Source organism: Devosia sp. (assembly GCF_035944845.1).
GTDB lineage: Bacteria > Pseudomonadota > Alphaproteobacteria > Rhizobiales > Devosiaceae > Devosia_A.
Genome location: NZ_DASZAW010000035.1, coordinates 46,960 through 64,395, shown reverse-complemented (window position 1 = coordinate 64,395; position 17,436 = coordinate 46,960). Strand labels below are relative to the sequence as shown.

Annotated in this window: 16 protein-coding genes; 11 read left to right on the top strand and 5 right to left on the bottom strand. The window is 65.7% G+C overall.

Annotated elements, in window-relative coordinates; genetic code table 11:
- Positions 1 to 112: 112 nt before the first annotated feature.
- Entirely contained in the window at positions 113 to 286 is a 174-nt protein-coding gene (locus tag VGV07_RS05805) for a hypothetical protein (protein WP_326867740.1), read from the top strand.
- Between the two features lie 6 nt (positions 287 to 292).
- Complete coding sequence (locus VGV07_RS05800; RefSeq protein ID WP_326867739.1) at positions 293 to 1,285, top strand: DNA topoisomerase IB; 993 nt, start codon at positions 293 to 295, stop codon at positions 1,283 to 1,285.
- A gap of 235 nt (positions 1,286 to 1,520) precedes the next feature.
- Here VGV07_RS05800 and VGV07_RS05795 read toward each other — a convergent pair whose 3' ends face one another.
- Together VGV07_RS05795 and VGV07_RS05790 are read right to left on the bottom strand one after the other, a co-directional pair.
- A complete protein-coding gene (locus tag VGV07_RS05795) occupies positions 1,521 to 3,704 on the bottom strand; it encodes a putative bifunctional diguanylate cyclase/phosphodiesterase (protein WP_326867738.1) in 2,184 nt (727 codons plus the stop codon).
- Between the two features lie 341 nt (positions 3,705 to 4,045).
- A complete protein-coding gene (locus tag VGV07_RS05790) occupies positions 4,046 to 5,296 on the bottom strand; it encodes an ROK family transcriptional regulator (protein ID WP_326867793.1) in 1,251 nt (416 codons plus the stop codon).
- A 336-nt stretch (positions 5,297 to 5,632) separates the two neighbouring features.
- On the opposite strand from VGV07_RS05790, the gene VGV07_RS05785 reads away from it, so the two are divergent.
- The 5 genes from VGV07_RS05785 (at position 5,633) to VGV07_RS05765 (ending at position 10,670) form a co-directional block, all read left to right on the top strand.
- Positions 5,633 to 6,637 carry a substrate-binding domain-containing protein gene (locus tag VGV07_RS05785; protein WP_414649915.1) on the top strand — a complete coding sequence of 335 codons (1,005 nt, stop codon included), beginning with the start codon at positions 5,633 to 5,635 and terminating at the stop codon, positions 6,635 to 6,637.
- A gap of 96 nt (positions 6,638 to 6,733) precedes the next feature.
- Entirely contained in the window at positions 6,734 to 7,849 is a 1,116-nt protein-coding gene (locus VGV07_RS05780; RefSeq protein ID WP_326867737.1) for an ABC transporter permease, read from the top strand.
- A complete protein-coding gene (locus VGV07_RS05775; protein ID WP_326867736.1) occupies positions 7,846 to 8,676 on the top strand; it encodes an ATP-binding cassette domain-containing protein in 831 nt (276 codons plus the stop codon). The genes VGV07_RS05780 and VGV07_RS05775 overlap by 4 nt, the downstream gene beginning before the upstream one ends.
- The gene (locus VGV07_RS05770; protein ID WP_326867735.1) at positions 8,673 to 9,719 is read left to right on the top strand and encodes an NAD(P)-dependent alcohol dehydrogenase; all 1,047 of its coding nucleotides are present in this window, start codon (positions 8,673 to 8,675) and stop codon (positions 9,717 to 9,719) included. The genes VGV07_RS05775 and VGV07_RS05770 overlap by 4 nt, the downstream gene beginning before the upstream one ends.
- Positions 9,720 to 9,887: 168 nt before the next feature.
- Positions 9,888 to 10,670, top strand: coding sequence for an SDR family NAD(P)-dependent oxidoreductase (locus VGV07_RS05765; RefSeq protein WP_326867734.1), 783 nt, complete (start codon positions 9,888 to 9,890; stop codon positions 10,668 to 10,670).
- 257 nt (positions 10,671 to 10,927) lie between these two features.
- Here VGV07_RS05765 and VGV07_RS05760 read toward each other — a convergent pair whose 3' ends face one another.
- Complete coding sequence (locus VGV07_RS05760) at positions 10,928 to 12,358, bottom strand: MFS transporter (RefSeq protein WP_326867733.1); 1,431 nt, start codon at positions 12,356 to 12,358, stop codon at positions 10,928 to 10,930.
- A gap of 146 nt (positions 12,359 to 12,504) precedes the next feature.
- Here VGV07_RS05760 and soxR point away from each other — a divergent pair, with 146 nt between their 5' ends.
- Genes soxR through VGV07_RS05745 form a run of 3 tightly spaced genes read left to right on the top strand, consistent with a single transcriptional unit; the run spans position 12,505 to position 13,767 of the window.
- Complete coding sequence (soxR, locus tag VGV07_RS05755; RefSeq protein WP_326867791.1) at positions 12,505 to 12,969, top strand: redox-sensitive transcriptional activator SoxR; 465 nt, start codon at positions 12,505 to 12,507, stop codon at positions 12,967 to 12,969.
- A 57-nt stretch (positions 12,970 to 13,026) separates the two neighbouring features.
- Positions 13,027 to 13,545, top strand: coding sequence for an MgtC/SapB family protein (locus tag VGV07_RS05750; RefSeq protein ID WP_326867732.1), 519 nt, complete (start codon positions 13,027 to 13,029; stop codon positions 13,543 to 13,545).
- 27 nt (positions 13,546 to 13,572) lie between these two features.
- On the top strand, positions 13,573 to 13,767 hold the full coding sequence (locus VGV07_RS05745; protein WP_326867731.1) for a DUF3008 family protein: 195 nt from the start codon (positions 13,573 to 13,575) through the stop codon (positions 13,765 to 13,767).
- Between the two features lie 162 nt (positions 13,768 to 13,929).
- Here VGV07_RS05745 and VGV07_RS05740 read toward each other — a convergent pair whose 3' ends face one another.
- Positions 13,930 to 14,430, bottom strand: coding sequence for a hypothetical protein (locus VGV07_RS05740; RefSeq protein ID WP_326867730.1), 501 nt, complete (start codon positions 14,428 to 14,430; stop codon positions 13,930 to 13,932).
- Positions 14,431 to 14,970: 540 nt separating this feature from the next.
- Positions 14,971 to 15,387, bottom strand: coding sequence for a hypothetical protein (locus VGV07_RS05735; protein WP_326867729.1), 417 nt, complete (start codon positions 15,385 to 15,387; stop codon positions 14,971 to 14,973).
- 311 nt (positions 15,388 to 15,698) lie between these two features.
- Here VGV07_RS05735 and VGV07_RS05730 point away from each other — a divergent pair, with 311 nt between their 5' ends.
- Positions 15,699 to 17,432, top strand: coding sequence for a hypothetical protein (locus tag VGV07_RS05730; protein ID WP_326867728.1), 1,734 nt, complete (start codon positions 15,699 to 15,701; stop codon positions 17,430 to 17,432).
- Positions 17,433 to 17,436 lie beyond the last annotated feature (4 nt).

The window sequence follows — 17,436 nt, the reverse complement described above, 5'->3', positions numbered from 1 at the left end:
CGTGATCAGCATGTCCCAACGTCTGCGTTCAGTGCGTCATGGTCAAGTGGGGACGGAACTGCACGACGTCGCAGGCGTTGATTTTCACCTTCATCCGCAAGCGAGTAGCACCGTGCAGACCTTTGATGCGAAGAAGTCGACGACTGAAGTCCGCCAGGGCAGCCGGCGGCTGATGAACTTTCGGGTACTGATCTGGTCGCTGCTCGGAATCATCCTGGCTTTCGGGCTGATCTATCTGGTGTTCTATGCGATGGCTCCGCCGCCCAACACCACGACGGGCGTGTAGGCGAACGTGGTCCGACTGAAGCGGGTTGGCCGCGAAGAGCTGACGATCCGGCGGCGCCGGCATGGACGTGTCTTCGGCTACATCGATGAAGCGGGTGAGCTGATCCGCGATGTCGACATTCGCGAACGGGCACGTGGCCTCGGCATTCCGCCCGCCTGGAGCGAGGTGCGGATTGCCGCCAACCCGCGCGCCCATATCCAGGCCTGCGGCACCGACGCGGCCGGGCGGCTGCAATATATCTACCACCCCGATTGGGAGGCCCGGCGGTTGCGGCGGAAACAGCAGCAGTTGACGCTGCTCACCGCGGCACTGCCGCGCATCCGGCGCCGGGTGCGTGAGGATCTCGACGCGGAGCCGGGCAGCAAGGCGCTGGCGCTGGCCATCGGCGTGGCGCTGATCGATCGCACCGCCATGCGAGTGGGGCGCGAGCGCTATCTCGATGCACACGGAACGCGCGGCGCGGGCACGCTCTACAGCCGCGACGTGACGGTGAAGGGCGAAGAGATCCGGGTCGTCTTTCCGGCCAAGAGCGGCAAGAAGGCGAGCTACAGCTTTGCCGATGCGCGGTTGGCGCGGGCGATCGAAGCGGTGAAGACCATCCCAGGCAAGCGACTACTGATGTATCGCAACGGCGAAACCCGGGCGCTCCGCACTGAAGACCTCAACCGGTACCTGCGTGAGATCGCGGGTACGCCGGTGACCGCCAAGGACTTCCGCACGCTGCATGGCAGTGCCCTGGCCGGCGAGGCGTTGGCCAAGCTCGAGCCGGGGGAATCGGCCACTGCGCGGAAGCGCCAGATGGCGGCGGTGACCAAGCAGGTTGCGGCGTTCCTGCAGAACACGCCGGCGATCAGTCGGGCCAGCTATGTGACGCCGTGCCTCTACGCGCTGTTCGACAAGGGGAGGCTGGCAGCGCTGTGGGCGGCCGGTGGCGAAGGGGCCAATGGGATAAGGCAGCGCGAGGTGCGGCTGGCGGCGGTGCTGGAGGCGGCGGGGTAGGGGGCATTCTCGACGGTGCAGGTCTTGCGTCCCCTCTCACCTCTGGGGAGAGGGTTAGGGTGAGGGGTAGCCCAGCACACCGAGTGAGCAGCTACCGCCTGCTCGAGCCCTTGATCCGGCGCGCTTGGCGCCCCTCACCCCGCGGATGAAGCCTTCGGCCTCATCCGCCGCCCTCTCCCCAGAGGGGCGAGGGGGCGGTGTGGCGCTGCCGGTGGTCCCAGTCTGCACCTTCGACTTAAGCCACCCGTGGCAGCGGCTCAGCGAAGCGGGCGTCGATGTTTTCCAGCGTCAGTGGCTGCGAGAACAGGTAGCCCTGGAAGGTGTTGCAGCCCATGCTGATGAGGGCTCGGAACTGCTCTTCGGTTTCGACGCCTTCAGCGGTGACTTCGATATCGAGCGCGTGGGCAAGGGTCACCATGGCCTGGACGATGGCGTCCGAGGCGCTGGCCGTCGACAGCTGGGCGACGAAGGATCGGTCGATCTTGATGCGATCGACCGGATAGCGCTTGAGGTAGCTGAGCGACGAATAGCCGGTGCCGAAATCGTCAAGTGCGATGCGGATGCCGGCGCTGCGGAAGCGGCGGATGGTGCTGGCGGCCACCGACTCGTCATCGAGCAGAATGCCCTCGGTGATCTCGATCTCGAGATCGGCCGGGCGCATGCCGGTTTCCGCGAGCAGGGCGAAGACCCGTTCGGCAAAGGTCGGGTTGCGCAGTTGGGCCGGCGAGATGTTGACCGCAATGGTGCGGCCGGGCCAGCGTGCCCCGAACTCGGCGGCGCGGCGCAGGACGAGTTCGCCCAACTGCTCGATGAGCCCGGTGCTTTCAGCGATGGCGATGAAGCGCGAAGGCGGGATGGTGCCGATCTTGGGATGGGTCCAGCGCAGCAGGGCTTCAGCGCCGACGATTTCCTCTCCATTGCCGCAGAGCGGCTGGAACGCCACCCAGAGCGGGCCCGGGTTGCGCAGCGCCTCGCGCAACTCGGCTTCGATAACGTGGCGGCTCTGCACCTGCTCGTCCATCGCCGCCTCGTAGAAGGCGGCGCGGTTGCGGCCGGCGGATTTCGCCTCGTAGAGCGCGATATCGGCCTGGCGGCTGAGCTCGTGGCTGTCGCGCTGGCTCGCCGTCGCGACGACGATGCCGATGGAAACGCCGACAAAGGCATCGCTGCCCTGCACCCGGAACGGCTTGGCGATGGTATCGACGATGCGCTGCGCCAACGCCGCCACTTCGATGGTGCCGGCGTAGCAGCTGTGGAGAATGGCGAACTCATCGCCGCCGAGCCGCGCCAGCACGTCGGTTGGGCCGAGCACCGCGCGCAGCCGGTCGGCGACGGCGCGGATCAGCTCGTCGCCGGCATGGTGCCCGAGCGTGTCGTTGACCTGCTTGAAGCGGTCGAGATCGAGCATCAGCAGCGCCGTGGGCGGATCGCGCAGCGTTACGGCGTCGAGCCGGCCGTTGAACTGGCGATCGAAGCTCAGCCGGTTGGGCAACCCGGTCAGCGCATCCTCGGTGGCCTGTCGCTCGGCGTCGATGCGCTTGAACTCCAGGGCCCTGAGCGCCCGCCGCAACCGGTAGATGAGCAGTGACACCAGCAGCGAGACAAAGACGAAGGCGACCAAGAGGGCAGGCGCGGTGCGCTGCAGCAACTCCTGGCCGGGTCGGTCAGGCAGCCACTCGAAGAAGGCAACGATGCGGCCGGCGCGATTGGTGACGGGGAAGGCGTCGATGCCGGCCGCTGGTGAGGTGACGGTGGTGAAGCGGCCGACTTCGGTCATGTAGCGGTCGATCATCCGCATCTCGAAATCGAGATCGAGGCGGACGATGCTGACCAGCACAGCCTCGCGACCGGCCGGCTGCACCAGGTTGCCGGTGTCCGAGATCAGCGGCGTGACGCTGGCCATGACCGGGCGACCGTCGAGCAGCACATAATCCGCGACGCTGGGCGGCGTGTCGAGGTAGCCGGCGGCAGTGAGTTTGCGCAGATCCTCAAGCAGTGGCGCGAGCGCGCTGCGGCGGCTGCGGAATGCTTCGGGCTTCAAGGTCTTGCCGTCGACTGCGGCATAGAGCGGCGTATCGTCGGGACCGAGCACATAGCTCTCGTCATGCCCAAAGTAGCTGAACATCCATTCGCCGATATTGGAGGCAAGCCAGGCATTGTCCCCGGTGCGCGCCGCAGTCACCGCATCGTCCCAGACGGCAACGCTTTCCTGTTCGCGCGGTGTGGCGACACGCAATGCCTGTACCGCGTGGACGACGCGCTGCGACTGACGGGTCACGGCGTTGTCGTCGATCTGGCCGGCCGACCACAGAAGGAAGCCGCCGAGCAGGATCGCCGCCACGGCGAAAACCACGACGAACGCGGCCAGCACCAGCATCGATAATGTGCGTCGGAACTTGGCGCGGCGAGGGTTGAGCATTGGGCCGTTGAAGACAGGGACTTACGTCCACTGTGCCCGGCAAGCTTTTCGAACTCGTTACAGTTTCAGGGGGGCAGCGATATTTGATCGAAGCGCCGGCTCACCACCTGGAGCAGGCGCTAAGCTACAATGGCGTCCCAGTTGAGGTCTCGATCCCGCCCACCCACTGTATCATCCCGGCGAACGCCGGGATCCAATTCGCCAGCTGGCGCGGGAGGTGGAATGGGTCCCTGCTTTCGCAGGGATGACATCCGGTGGGTGGGGCGCCATCGCATGATGCGCACAGGCGAGGATGATACCGACGTGCCGAGACGCCGTACTTCACCAATGGTCGAAATGCGCTACGCGTTGTCCTTGAACAACACTTCGCGGTCCTGGGTGAAGTTGGCGAGCAAGGGCAGCGAGGCGCCGCCCATGGCGCGTGCGGCGTTGCCGATGCTGCCGGGCAGGAGCCGGAATGGCGACAGACCCTGCCGGTTGATGTGGCTCACCTCGGCTTCGGTGCGCTCGATGATCCGGCTGCGGACATGGGTGGGGAAGGCGCCGTCGATCAACACCGTTTCGACGTCGATCACCGCGATGGCGGCAATGATCGAATAGGCGAGGCTCACGGCAACCTCGTCGATCCATCTATCGAGCGCCCCGCCGAGGTCGTCGCCCCAGTCGTCTGGCGATTGCCAGAGGATTTCGGGGTTGCGGCCGATGGCAAGCAGTTCGCGCTCGAGCACGTAAATCGAGGCAACGTTCATCAACTGCGGGGTGCGGCCGGGGGGCACCACGTGACCTGGGTCGGGGGCCGGCATCGAGCCGAGCGCCGCGGCATTCTGGGTGCGGCCGGGAAACAGGTGGCCGTTCAGCACCAGGCCGCCGCCGATGAACGAACCGATGAAGACATAAAGATAGTCGATATGGTCGGCGCCGTTGCCGAACATCAGTTCGGCGGCGCAGGCGGCGGTGATGTCGTTGGCGAAATAGACCGGCCAGGGGCAGAGCTCGGCCATCATGGCGCGCACATCGACCTGCCGCCAGGCGTCGATCTCGGCCTTGGGTGCGCCGATCTCCTCGTGCCAGGTCCACATCTCGTAGGGTGCGGCAATGCCGAGGCCGGCGATGCGGGTGGTCAGGGCCCGAGGCAGGCCTTCCAGCAGCTCATCAATGCCGGCGCGGGCAAACTGGCGGATGCCGTCAGGAGTGGGGTAGGGGTAGGTCTTGTGCAGCAGCTTCAGGATCTCGCCGGTGAAGTTGATCAGGTAGAGATCGACGCTGCGGCGGCCGATCTTCAGCCCGAAGCTCAGCGCGCCTTCGGGGTTCAGCGAATAGGGCACCAGCGGCTGGCCGACCTTGCCGCGCAACGGCTTGCCGCGCAGCAGCAGGCCATCAGCCTCGAGCGCATTGGTGATGATCGAGATGGTCTGCGGCGACAGCCCGGTCATGCGGGCGATGTCGGCTTTGGGGAGGTCGCCGTGGCGGCGGATCAGGCTCAGCACCAGCCGCTCGTTGTAGAGCCTGACGCCGGTCTGGTTGGTGCCGCGGCTGGCAGCCCCCGGCCGGCGATCGGCGCTGGCCTCTCTCGTTGTCGGCCCGGTGACCACTACTCCCGACCTCGCGGCTCTATTTGCTGACACTTCGTCGTTCTCCGTCGCGGGCACAAAAGCCACGGCGGAGGCAAAACGGCAATCGATTACATGGGGTTCTCACCCCCTCCCGAACGAAAGGATTATCCCTCGTGGATCGGCTGTCAATTAATAAATCAAGTGGATTAATTTATTGACAGGCCGCGAGGGTTGCGCTGATTATCGCATCCGGATCGGGGACGGCAGCCCGCGCAAGGCGGCGCCGCGACCCGGAGATCCAACGGTCCTGAGGAGCGGCGCAACGCCGGTGGACCGGATCATAACCAGTGGGAGGACTACATGGGACTTAGCTATCTGAAGATGGCGCTTGCCAGCGTCGTCGTCGCCGGCGGCCTGATGAGCGGCGTCGCCTTGGCGCAGGAGATCACCGTTGGCCTGATCACCAAGACCGAGACCAATCCGTTCTTCGTCAAGATGCGCGAAGGCGCCGAGGCCAAGGCCAAGGAACTGGGTCTCAAGCTGATCACCGCGGCGGGCAAGTTCGACGGCGACAACGATGCCCAGGTGGCGGCGATCGAGAACCTGATCTCGGCCGGCGCCAAGGGTTTTGCGATCGTGCCATCGGATAGTAAGGCGATCGTGCCGACCATCCAGAAGGCCAAGGATGCCGGCCTGATGGTGATCGTGCTCGACACCCCGCTCGATCCGATGGATGCGGCGACTGCGACCTTTGCCACCGACAATCGCAAGGCCGGTGACCTGATCGGCAAATGGGCTGCCGGCACGCTGGGCGACAAGGCCAAGGACGCTTCGATCGTGTTCCTCGACCTCGCCACCAACCAGCCGACCGTCGACTATCTGCGTGACCAGGGCTTCATGGCGGGCTTTGGCATCGACGTGAAGGACCCCAACAAGTACGGCGACGAAGACGATCCGCGCATCTGCACGCACGAAATCAGCCAGGGCGACCAGGAAAAGGGTCGCACGGCGATGGAGAACGCGCTGCAGAAGTGCCCGAACGTCAACGTCGTCTACACCATCAACGAGCCGGCAGCGGCAGGCGCGTGGGAAGCGCTGAAGGCAGTCGGCAAGGATGATGGCTCGGTGCTGATCGTCTCGGTCGATGGCGGCTGCCCAGGCGTTGCCAACGTCAAGGCCGGCGTCATTGGCGCCACCAGCCAGCAATATCCGCTGAAGATGGCCTCGATGGCGCTGGAAGCGATCGCTTCCGGTACGCTGCCGACCATCGATCCTGCGATGGGCTTCCTCGATACCGGCGCGACGCTGGTGACCGACAAGCCGGTGGCGGGCGTCGAGTCGATCGACACCACCAAGGGCGCCGAGCTCTGCTGGGGCTGATCGGTTAGCTACAAGTCTGGATGGTCTCCGTGCCGGCATGGTAAAGGCATGGGGACCGTCGACTATTTCTGATCCGTCCTAGGGGAGAAGGACACGATGAGCGACGACGCAGCCGGTTCGGCGACTGCTGAGACTGGGTTGAAGGGGGCGGCCGGCGATGTCGCCAGCTTCGAGGAAGATCGCAAGGGCATAGTCCGCACCATCCAGGGCATCCTGCACGAGTATCCGACACTCATCCCGCTGATCGTGCTCGTCGTCGGCACAGTGATCTTCGCCATCGCGGCCCCCGGCAAATTCCTGTCGCCGTTGAACCTGTCGGTGGTGCTGCAGCAGGTGACCATCGTCGCCATCCTCGGCATGGCGCAGACCCTGGTGATCCTCACGGCCGGCATCGATCTGAGCGTCGGGCTGATCATGATCCTCTGCTCGGTGGTGATGGGACGCACGGCGGTCGCTTACGGCGTGCCGGTGTGGATCGCCTTTCCGCTCGGGCTCCTGGCCGGCATCGCCTGCGGCTTCCTCAACGGCATCCTGGTCACCGCCCTGCGGCTGCCGCCATTCATCGTGACGCTCGGCACCTGGAGCATTTTCGGGGCGCTCAACACATTCTACTCCAACAGCGAGACCATCCGCTCGCAGGACATGGAGGCGGCAGCGCCGTTCCTGCTCTGGCTCGGAAAGCTGTTCAAGCTCTACGATATCGGGCTCTTCTTCGGGCTCGATCTACCGTGGCTGCGCGGCTGGGTGGTGACTTACGGCTCGGTGCTGATGATCGTGCTTGCCATTGTGCTCAGCTACATCCTCGGACGCACCGCCTTTGGCCGGCATGTCTACGCCACCGGCGACGACCCCGACGCGGCGCGGCTTTCGGGTATCAACACCAACCGGGTGCTGCTGGCGGTCTATGCGCTGGCGGGACTCATCTGCGCCATCGCCGCCTGGGTGCTGATCGGCCGTATCGGCGGGGTCAGCCCGCAGGCCGGCCAGACCGCCAACCTCGATTCGATCACAGCCGTGGTGATCGGCGGCACGAGCCTGTTCGGTGGGCGCGGCTCGATCATCGGTACTTTGTTCGGCGCCTTGATCGTGGGCGTGTTCCGCAATGGCCTCGCGCTCTCGGGCCTGGCGCTGTTGTGGCAGGATTTCGCCGTCGGCGTGTTGATCATCGTCGCCGTCACCATCGACCAGTGGATCAGGAAGATTTCGGCATGAGCGAGAACGACATCGTCCTCGAGGGCAGGGGTCTCAACAAGCGCTATGGGCGCGTGGTGGCGCTCGACAACGCCGATTTCGATTTGCGGCGGAACGAGATCCTCGCGGTGATCGGGGATAACGGCGCCGGCAAGTCGACGCTGATCAAGGCGCTGTGCGGGGCGGTGATCCCGGACAGCGGCGAGATCCGGCTCGACGGCCAGCCGGTGCACTTCAAATCGCCGATGGACGCCCGCAATTCGGGCATCGAGACGGTTTACCAGAACCTGGCGCTGAGCCCGGCCCTGTCGATCGCCGACAACATGTTCCTCGGCCGGGAGCTGAGAAAGCCCGGCTGGACCGGCGCCCTGTTCCGCCGGCTTGACCGCAACAAGATGGCAAAGATCGCCCGCGACAAGCTGAGCGAGTTGGGCCTGCTCACCATCCAGAACATCAACCAGTCGGTCGAAACGCTCTCCGGCGGCCAGCGCCAGGGCGTGGCGGTGGCCCGCGCCGCGGCATTCGGCTCGCGCGTGGTGATCATGGACGAGCCCACTGCGGCGCTCGGCGTCAAGGAGAGCCGGCGCGTGCTCGAATTGATGCTCGACGTCAAAAAGCGCGGCTTGCCGATCGTCCTCATCTCGCACAACATGCCGCACGTGTTCGAGGTCGCTGACCGCATCCATATCCACCGGCTCGGCAAGCGCATCGCGATCATCAATCCCAAAGAGTTCTCGATGTCGGATGCGGTGGCGATCATGACCGGGGCGATGAAGCCGCCGGTCGAAGGCGCCACCGGGCCGACGCAACACTACCAAGTCGGCGAGGAAGCCTCTCAGGTCCAATGACGAAAATGCGCGCCCTCGTGCTGGAAAAGCAGCACGAACTGAAACTCCGTGACATCGAACTGCCGACCGAGCCCGGTCCGGGCGAGGTCAAGATCAAGCTCCACACCGTCGGCGTCTGCGGCTCCGACGTGCACTATTACACCCATGGGCGCATCGGGCCGTTCGTGGTCAATGCACCGATGGTGCTGGGGCATGAAGCGGCCGGCACGGTGGTCGAGATCGGGGCAGGGGTCACCCATCTCAGAGTGGGTGACCGGGTCTGCATGGAGCCTGGCGTCCCCGACCCGAACTCCAAGGCGTCGCGGCTCGGGATGTACAATATCGACCCGGCCGTGACCTTCTGGGCGACGCCGCCGATCCATGGCGTGCTCACCCCCTATGTCGTGCATCCGGCCAACTACACCTTCAAGCTGCCCGACAATGTGAGCTTTGCCGAGGGCGCCATGGTCGAGCCGTTTGCCGTCGGCATGCAGGCGGCGACCAAGGCGAAGATCACGCCGGGCGACACCGCCATCGTCATGGGCGCCGGCCCGATCGGCACGATGGTGGCGCTGGCGGCGCTGGCCGGCGGCTGCTCGCGGGTGATCATCACTGACCTGGCGCAACCCAAGCTCGATATTGCCGCGCAGTACCAGGGCATCATCCCGGTCAACATCAAGGACATGAAGCTGCTCGACGAGGTGAACCGGCTCACCGAGAACTGGGGCGCCGATGTGGTGTTCGAGTGCTCGGGCAGCCCGCACGCCTGGAAGGGCATTGTCGACGTGGTGCGCCCCGGAGGCACCATCGTGGCGGTTGGCCTGCCGGTCGAGCCGATCGAGTTCGACATCGCCTCGCTGTCGGTGAAGGAGGTCACCATCGCCTCGGTGTTCCGCTACGCCCACCAGTACGAGCGCGCCATCGCGCTGATGGCCTCGGGGCGGGTGGATCTCAAACCGCTGATCTCGGAGACGTTCAGCTTCGAGGACTCGATCAAGGCGTTCGACCGGGCGGTTGAAGCGCGGCCGACGGATGTGAAGCTGCAGATTCTGATGGACGCTTAGGGCGGAGCGCTTGGCTGCCCCTCACCCCCGCCCTCTCCCCAGAGGGGAGAGGGGGCCATGGAGCCGCCAGCGCGGTGCTCTAAGCATGACTATGGACCGCGCCACGACGTCCCCTCTCCCCTCTGGGGAGAGGGTCAGGGTGAGGGGCGCCAAGCACACGGAGCCAGCATGGACCTCGGTCTCAAATCAAAACTCGCCGTCATCACCGGCGGCAGCGTCGGCATCGGGCTCGCGGTGGCTGAGGGCTTTGCGGCTGAGGGCGCCAATGTGCTGATCACGGCGCGCGGCTCGGAGCGGCTGCATGCCGAGGCGTCGCGCATTGGAGCGAAGTTCCATGTCGCGGCGCATGGGGTGGCGGCGGATGTTGCGACGGCCGAGGGCTGCGCCAAAGTGGTTACGGCGGCGGCGCAACTGGGCGGCGCCGATATCCTCGTCAACAACGCCGGGACCGGCTCGAACGAGACCATCGCCGAAGCCGACGACGCCAAATGGCAGTATTATTGGGATCTGCATGTGATGGCCGCGGTGCGGCTGGGCCGCGGGCTGGTGCCGCAGATGAAGGCACGGGGTGGTGGGGCCATTCTCCACAATGCCTCGATCTGCGCGGTGCAGCCCTTGTGGTACGAGCCGATCTACAACACCACCAAGGCGGCGCTGATGATGTTTTCCAAGACCCTCGCCAACGAGGTGGTGGGCGACAATATCCGCGTCAACACAGTGAACCCCGGGCTGGTGCGGACGCCCGACTGGGTGAAGACGGCCAAGCAGTTGGCCGGCGAGGACGGCTTCGAGGCCCACCTCCAGAGCGTTGCCGACGAAGCCGGCGGCATGAAGCGCTTCGCGACGCCGGAAGAGATGGCGAGCTTCTTCGTGTTCCTGTGTTCGGAAAAGGCGAGCTACTCGACCGGGTCGACGTATTTCGTCGATGGGGGGTGGTTGAAGACGGTTTGATCGTCCTCAGGGCCCGGCCACCAGGACAGGGTGGTGGGCTCGATCAAGCCTGCCCACCGGCTGTCGAGTATGGGGCAATTGCAGCGGGTCAACTCGGCACATGAGCCGTATGCTAAGACCCCCCAAAAGTTTTCGCGGTGCCGGTCGATCACGCCCAGCGCGATGATCGCCGACACCGCGAGTCCGACCGGGAGCGCAGGCAGCATCGCGCCCTCGGCCAGTCCGGATGCCGCCAGCACAGCCGGCGGCAGAACTCGTTACTCCGCCGGCTGCGCCGCCGCGGGCAGGCGGGCTTCGGTGCGGGCGATGCTGAAGCCGATCGGTACCACCAGGACCGCGACGATGATGAACAGACCATAGAGCCAGTTGGCGGCTGCGATCGGGGTCGGGCTCGCTGCAGCGAGGCCGGCGAGGTTGACGATGAGGCCGCCGAGGGCCGCGCCGAGGCCGGAGGCGAAGAGCTGGATGGTGCTGAGCGCCGCCGAGGTCACGTCATGTTCGCCATCGGGCGCCGCCTGCATCACCCGCGGGGTCAGCTGCGTCCAGGTGGTGCCGATGCCAACGCCCATGATCAGCAGCGACAGGCCGATCGGCACGATGAAAGCGAGGCTCGAGCTCGGGTTCTGGTGGCCGACGAACAGCGCCAGACCGATGGCAGAGATCAGCACCAGCACCGGTCCGCCGGCGATGATCATCCTGGCGCGGCCTTCGGTCCAGCCGGCGGTGAGCATCGAGCTCGAGCTCCAGCCGACAGCGACCAGCGCCACCATGTAGCCGGCCGTGAGCGGGCCAAGTCCATGCAGGGTCTGCATGAACAGCGGGATGAAGATGTCGCTGGTGATCGCCATCTGCAGCAGCACCATGGTGCCAAACAGCGAGGCGAGGAGCGTGCCGAAGCGGAAGGTGCCGGTGGGGAAGAGCTTCTGCCGGGCGTTCCGCTCGATCAGCCCGAATACCACCAGCGCGAGGATGGCGACCGCGGTGAGGCTGCCGGCGACGACGATATCGTGCGACAGCGCCCCGGCGGACGATAGCGCCAGCACAGCGACGATCATCAGGCCGATCTGGCGGATCGGCAGGCTGGTCATGCCGGCCTCACTGCTCCTTGATGGCACCACCTTGACGGCGAGCAGGCCAACCAGGGCCGCGAACGGCACGAGGATGAAGAAGGCCCAGCGCCAGATGCCGAGTTCGGCGAAGACGCCGCCGATCGAGGGGCCGACCAGCGTCGCGATGCCCCATATGCCCGAGGCGAGCGCGAAGGCACGGGCCCACAAGTGCTGGGGGAACACCAGCCGCACCATCATGAAGGCGAGCGCGGCGAGCAGACCGCCGCCAAAACCCTGCAGGGCGCGGCCGACGAGGAGGATCGGCATCGAGGGGGCGAGGCCGCAGATGAGGCTGCCGAGGGCGAACATGGCGGCGGCGATCAGGTAGTTCTGCCGCGGGCCGAGCCCGAACGGCCGCACCGCGGCAAAGATCGAGGCGACGATCGAGGCGACGATGAACACCGTCGTCACCCAGGCGAACAGGTCGAGCCCGCCGATCTCCGCCACCACCGAGGGCATCAGGGTCGAGCCGATATAGACTTCGATGGCGTTCATGCCGACGCCGCCGGCAAACACCACTACGGGCAGGGCGTTGCCGCCACTGAAAATCTCGCCCCAACCGCTCTTCGTCGCCGCCATCTCGTTCACCACTGCCTTGTCTGTTCTGGTCGCGCCTTCGAACCGGAAAAGTCTGCAACTTTCCTGAAGGGGCTCCTGTCGTGCAGCCTCTGGCCGCATCGGCAAGTCACTGCTACAACCTCAACCTTACTTCAGGTAAAGAGGAAATCGCGATGTCGCGCGAACTTTCTGTGGGGCAGGTGGCCGAGCGCAGCGGTTTTGCCGTATCGGCCCTGCATTTCTACGAAAAGAAGGGGCTGATCCGCAGCCACCGCACCTCCGGCAACCAGCGGCGCTACGATCGTGACGTGCTGCGCCGGCTGGCCATCGTGCGGATGGGCACGGAACTGGGCATCCCGCTCGCCGAAGTGGCCGAGGCCCTGGGGCACGTGCCGGTGGGCCACACTCCCTCGGCTGCGGATTGGCGTTTGATGTCAGAGCTCTGGCACGAAAAGCTCGACAGGAGAATCGTGCTGATGACGCGCATGCGCGACGAGCTCAATGGCTGCATCGGCTGCGGGTGCCTGTCGACGATCAGCTGCCCGCTGATGAATCCGGGGGATCGCCTGGCCGAGGAGGGCAGTGGCCCGCGCCGGCTGATGCGCGAAGGCAGCGACAGCTACAGGAGCTGACGGGAACCGAGCAAGGGGCAGGCCGTTGATGAGCCAAGCGTCAACAGGACCCTGCAGATGGATCTCGTCACCAGCCTCGGCTACGAGCCGACTCACACCCCGCACCACATTATCCTGATCCGCCTGCTGAGCGCTTCCGTGCTGGGCGCGCTGATCGGCTGGGAGCGCGGCTCGCAATCCGGCACGGCCGGTCTGCGCACCCATATCCTCGTAGCTCTGGCCGCAGCGCTGTTCACGACGCTGGCGTTCGAGATCTACCAGGAGGCGTTGGCCGGTGGCAGCAGCAACTCAGATCCGATCCGCGCCATCGAAGCGGTGACCGCCGGCATCGCCTTTCTCGGCGCCGGCGCCATCTTCCAGCAGCGCGGCAGCGTACAGGGGCTGACCACCGGGGCCGGGATGTGGCTGGCGGGGGCGGTCGGGGTCTGCGCGGCGCTCGGCTACTATCTTGTCGCCATAGTGGTGGCGGTGTTCGCGGTGTTGGTTCTGGCGGCGATGCGGGCTTTCTCGCATGGGGTGGTCAGCGCCGACAACGGCAAGCTGGGCGCGGGAACGGAGCCGGAAAAGGATCGTTGAGTCCTTCCCCAAACCAAGGAGGCGCAAATGCCTGCAACATCGAAAGCCCAGCAGAAAGCCGCCGGCGCGGCACTCTCGGCCAAGCGTGGCGACACCAGGGTCAAGGACCTGAAGGGCGCTTCGAAGTCGATGTATAAATCGATGAGCGAGAGCCAGCTCGAAGAGTTCGCCGAAACCAAGCGCAAGGGTTTGCCCGAGCATAAGGGCGAGACCAAGCACTAACGCACTTGCACGTTGTCCGGTGCGGGTTGACCCTCACCCCTGTCCCCTCCCCGCAAGGGGGAGGGCGACCAATAAACTGACGTCTGTGTAGGCATCTCCTTCCCCCTTGCGGGGAGGGATCAAGGGTGGGGCCACAGCCACCCGGCCGTGAGTAGTGCCAAACTACTCGATCGCAGTCGGCGGCGCCGGCAGTTGTGGGTCGGCGCCTTCGCCGAAGACCTGCTGGCCGTCATTGTCCCAGATGCGGACGATCTCGCAGCTCATCAGGTAATCCTTGGCGCATTCGGTCTTGACGACGGCCTCGAGGCTGGTCTGATCCTGCTGGTCGCAGACGAACTTGTGCCAGTGCGGGCCCTCGTTGTGCTGCATGAAGATGTCGGCCACCCATCCATGCGGGTAGCACCAGAGGTTGGGAGCGCAATCCTCGGGGCCAAGGCCGCTCTGCTGGACGCAGGCCGCCACCGCGCAATCCATTGCGTCGGTCGCGAATGGCCCGAAGCAGACGCCCAGGCCGGCCTCGGCGGCCTGTGAGACGGCAATGCCGTTGAAGGCCGGCAGCACGAAGCTATCGACCGCCTCCTCGCTGTCGACGGCCTCCTGGGCGAGCACCGGGGTGGCGAGAAGGCCCAGCACGGCCGCAGCAAACATCGACATTCTGAGCATGGTTGCCTCCGGTTGAGCACGCGCCACAGGGCGGCGGTTCGAGGCGGTCAAGACCGCCGAGGGGAGGCAGGACAGTGCGGTGATCCGGGGGAGACGGTCAAGGCTGCGGGCTGATCAGGTAAAGCGCGGTTGCGGTGGGAGAAGTATCCGCAACCGCGCCTTCGCCTGCTGGCCCCAGAGGCCCGCCGCAACTGGGAGCACACCGAACGGTCGACCCACCCGGGAGGTGGTGGGGCGACCTCAAGAACGGGAAGGCGGGGCAGCGTCAGGAGAGTCGCGCCCCGTCTTTCCGTCGTCGTATGGCGGCCGCCGCGTGAGGGAACACGGCGGGCCGCCGGGTTGGGTCGGAGCTTGGGGTCTCCGGCCCAGGGCCGCCCGGAGCGCCGCAGGGATATCGGCGGCCGGACGGTAGCTCAGTGACGGGCCGGTGAGGCTCGTCGGTTCAGAAGAGACGGAGAGCGCATTTGGGAATGCAATCGGCAGTGGCCTGCCTCTATGCAATGCGCTCCCCGCCCGGCACGTAACCTGTGGACGCAGTGATTACGTGCCAACCGCATCGAGGTGCTGATTGCGCACCCAGAAACTGACGATGGCCGCCGCTTCGCGACGGTAGGAATTGATATCGGCGTGGCGCTCGAACACGGCGTCGGCGCCGGCAGCAAGAAGGGCCTCTCGCGGCTCGCGTTCCAGCGACGGAGCAATCGCCGCAATCAGCAGCGAGTGGCCGTCGCGCATGGCGCGGAGCTTGACGATAAAGTCCAGGGTGGCACTGGACGAGGCTTTGAGATCGACGATCACGAGGCCAGGAATGGTCGCCAGCTCGTTCTCGAGCAGGCGCTGGATCTCGGCGGTCGCCAAGGCTTCGCCGTCGAGCCAGCTCACGGAAGGCGCGCCGTGGGCGAGCAGCATCCGGATCATCAGCCGGGCGGAATGGGAATCGTCGTCGACCAGTGCCATGAAGGGCTGGCCGGTACCAAAAACGTCCATAATGGTTCCTTGTTGCCGCGTCGCCACGGCAATGGCCGAAAACTCTAGTGCGATAGTCGGTAACCCGTCGGCGGCCTGGAAAGCTGGGAGAGCCTCGTTGCGTCCCCTCACCACCACGAAACGTGTTCGTGGCTGACTGCATCAGGCAGCGACAGGGGGGCATATGATGGTTTGATGACCGTGCGCATAGGCAAAGGCATGTAACAACGCCGTAACGAGGCTTGCGATTAACATGTAAATCGATGAGGTTCGGGCCGGGAGGTGCCCGCGTGGGGGAACCGTTGTCGCAAGCGATGCCGCCCCGAGCGGAGATCGAGGCTGCCCTGGCGCGTATCCAGCAGTGGCCCGGCTTGGCTCGCTCGCCGCAACTTGCCAAGTTTCTCAACTACATAGTGAGCGCGCGGCTCGATGGAAACGAGGCCGGGATCAAGGCCTATTCGATCGCCGTGGATGTGTTTGGGCGGCCGCAGAGCTTCGACCCGCAGAACGACCCGATCGTGCGCGTGCAGGCCCGACGGCTGCGCGCCGTGCTCGAGGAATACTACGCCTCGGAAGGGGCCGCCGAAACCATCACATTTTACCTGCCGGTGGGACGTTACATCCCCGAATTTCGCATGCGGGGAGGCGAAACGCCCCCCACAATGGCTGAATCACCTGTAACCGGTTTCACTCCTGCGCCGCCGGGTGTCTCCACCGAACGATCCTGGTTGGCGCGGCTCGACGACATCGTGCTGCTGGTGGTGCTGGTATTCGTCGCGCTGGGCATTTCAATCGTCATGACGCAGGTGTTGGCACCGCGGCAGATCCGCATGACGGTGCCGCAACCGCCGGTGGTGGCGGTCAGCGAGTTCACGTCGGTGGCGGCCGGGCAGGCCAGCACCAGCGTCGCCGGCCTCGCAGTGGAGCTGGTCACCGACCTGGGGCTGTTCCCGTTTATCGATGCGGTTTACCTGAAGCGGCCGGAACAGGAGACGCCGGGAACCTCTGTGCCGAATTTCGAGCTTTCGGGCATTGCCCGCACCGAAGGCGGCGAGTTGCAGATCACTGCGAGCCTCAAACGCGCGGGGTCCGATACGGCGATCTGGAGCAAGACCGAGAAGGTGCCGGCTGCGGAGTTCGCTGCCAGCATCGACAGGCTGTCGCAGGCCTTTGCCGATCAGCTCGGTGCAATCGAAGGACCCTTGCACACCGATGCGATCCAGTGGCTCGCCACCACTGTCGACCTGGGCGGCAACGAGACGGAGTACCTGTGCGGGCTGTTGTTCATCCGCTATCGCGACAGCGGGCGGGCAGACGATGAGGAGCGGGCGCGCAGCTGCACCGGCGGTCTGTTGCGCAACAACTCGCAATCGGCCTTCGGGTTGGCGATCAGCGGCGCGCTGCTGCTCGACCGGACGTTGAAAGTGCAGCCGCCATCGGCCCGCGACCCCGAACCGATCGCCGAGGCGGAGCGGCAGCTCGAAGCGGCGGTGGCGCTGGCGCCGACCTCGAGCCCGGTGTGGCGTGAGTACGCGTTCTTCCTGCAGGCAGTCGGCCGAACCGGCGAGGCCGAGGCGGCGTTCGTTTCTGCGCTGCAGCTCAACCCCTCGAACCTCGATGCCTATGCCGGCTATGCGCGGCTATTGTCGCTGCGCGGCAAATCGGAGAAGGGCGAAGCGATGGCCATGGAGTCGCTGCGTCGCGCGGTGTCCGCGCCCTACTGGTATCACGAGGCGCCAGCGGTGAATGCGCTGCGCAACGGCGACAACGCCGAAGCCCTGCTGCAGGCGGAGGCGCTGGTGGTGGGCGACGCGGAACTGGCTTCGGCCATTGCCGTAACGGCGGCACACCGGCTGGGATCGGAGGATGTCCTGAACCGCTCGATTGCGCAGTTGCTCGACGTGACGCGGTTCCGCCGCTTCGGTATCCTGCCGGTGCTTCGTCAGCGGCTGCCCGACGCCGAACTCCGGACCGAGATAGGCAACGAACTGGCAGCGGCGGGCATTGACCAGGCGGCGCTCAACGGGCCGCACTGATAGG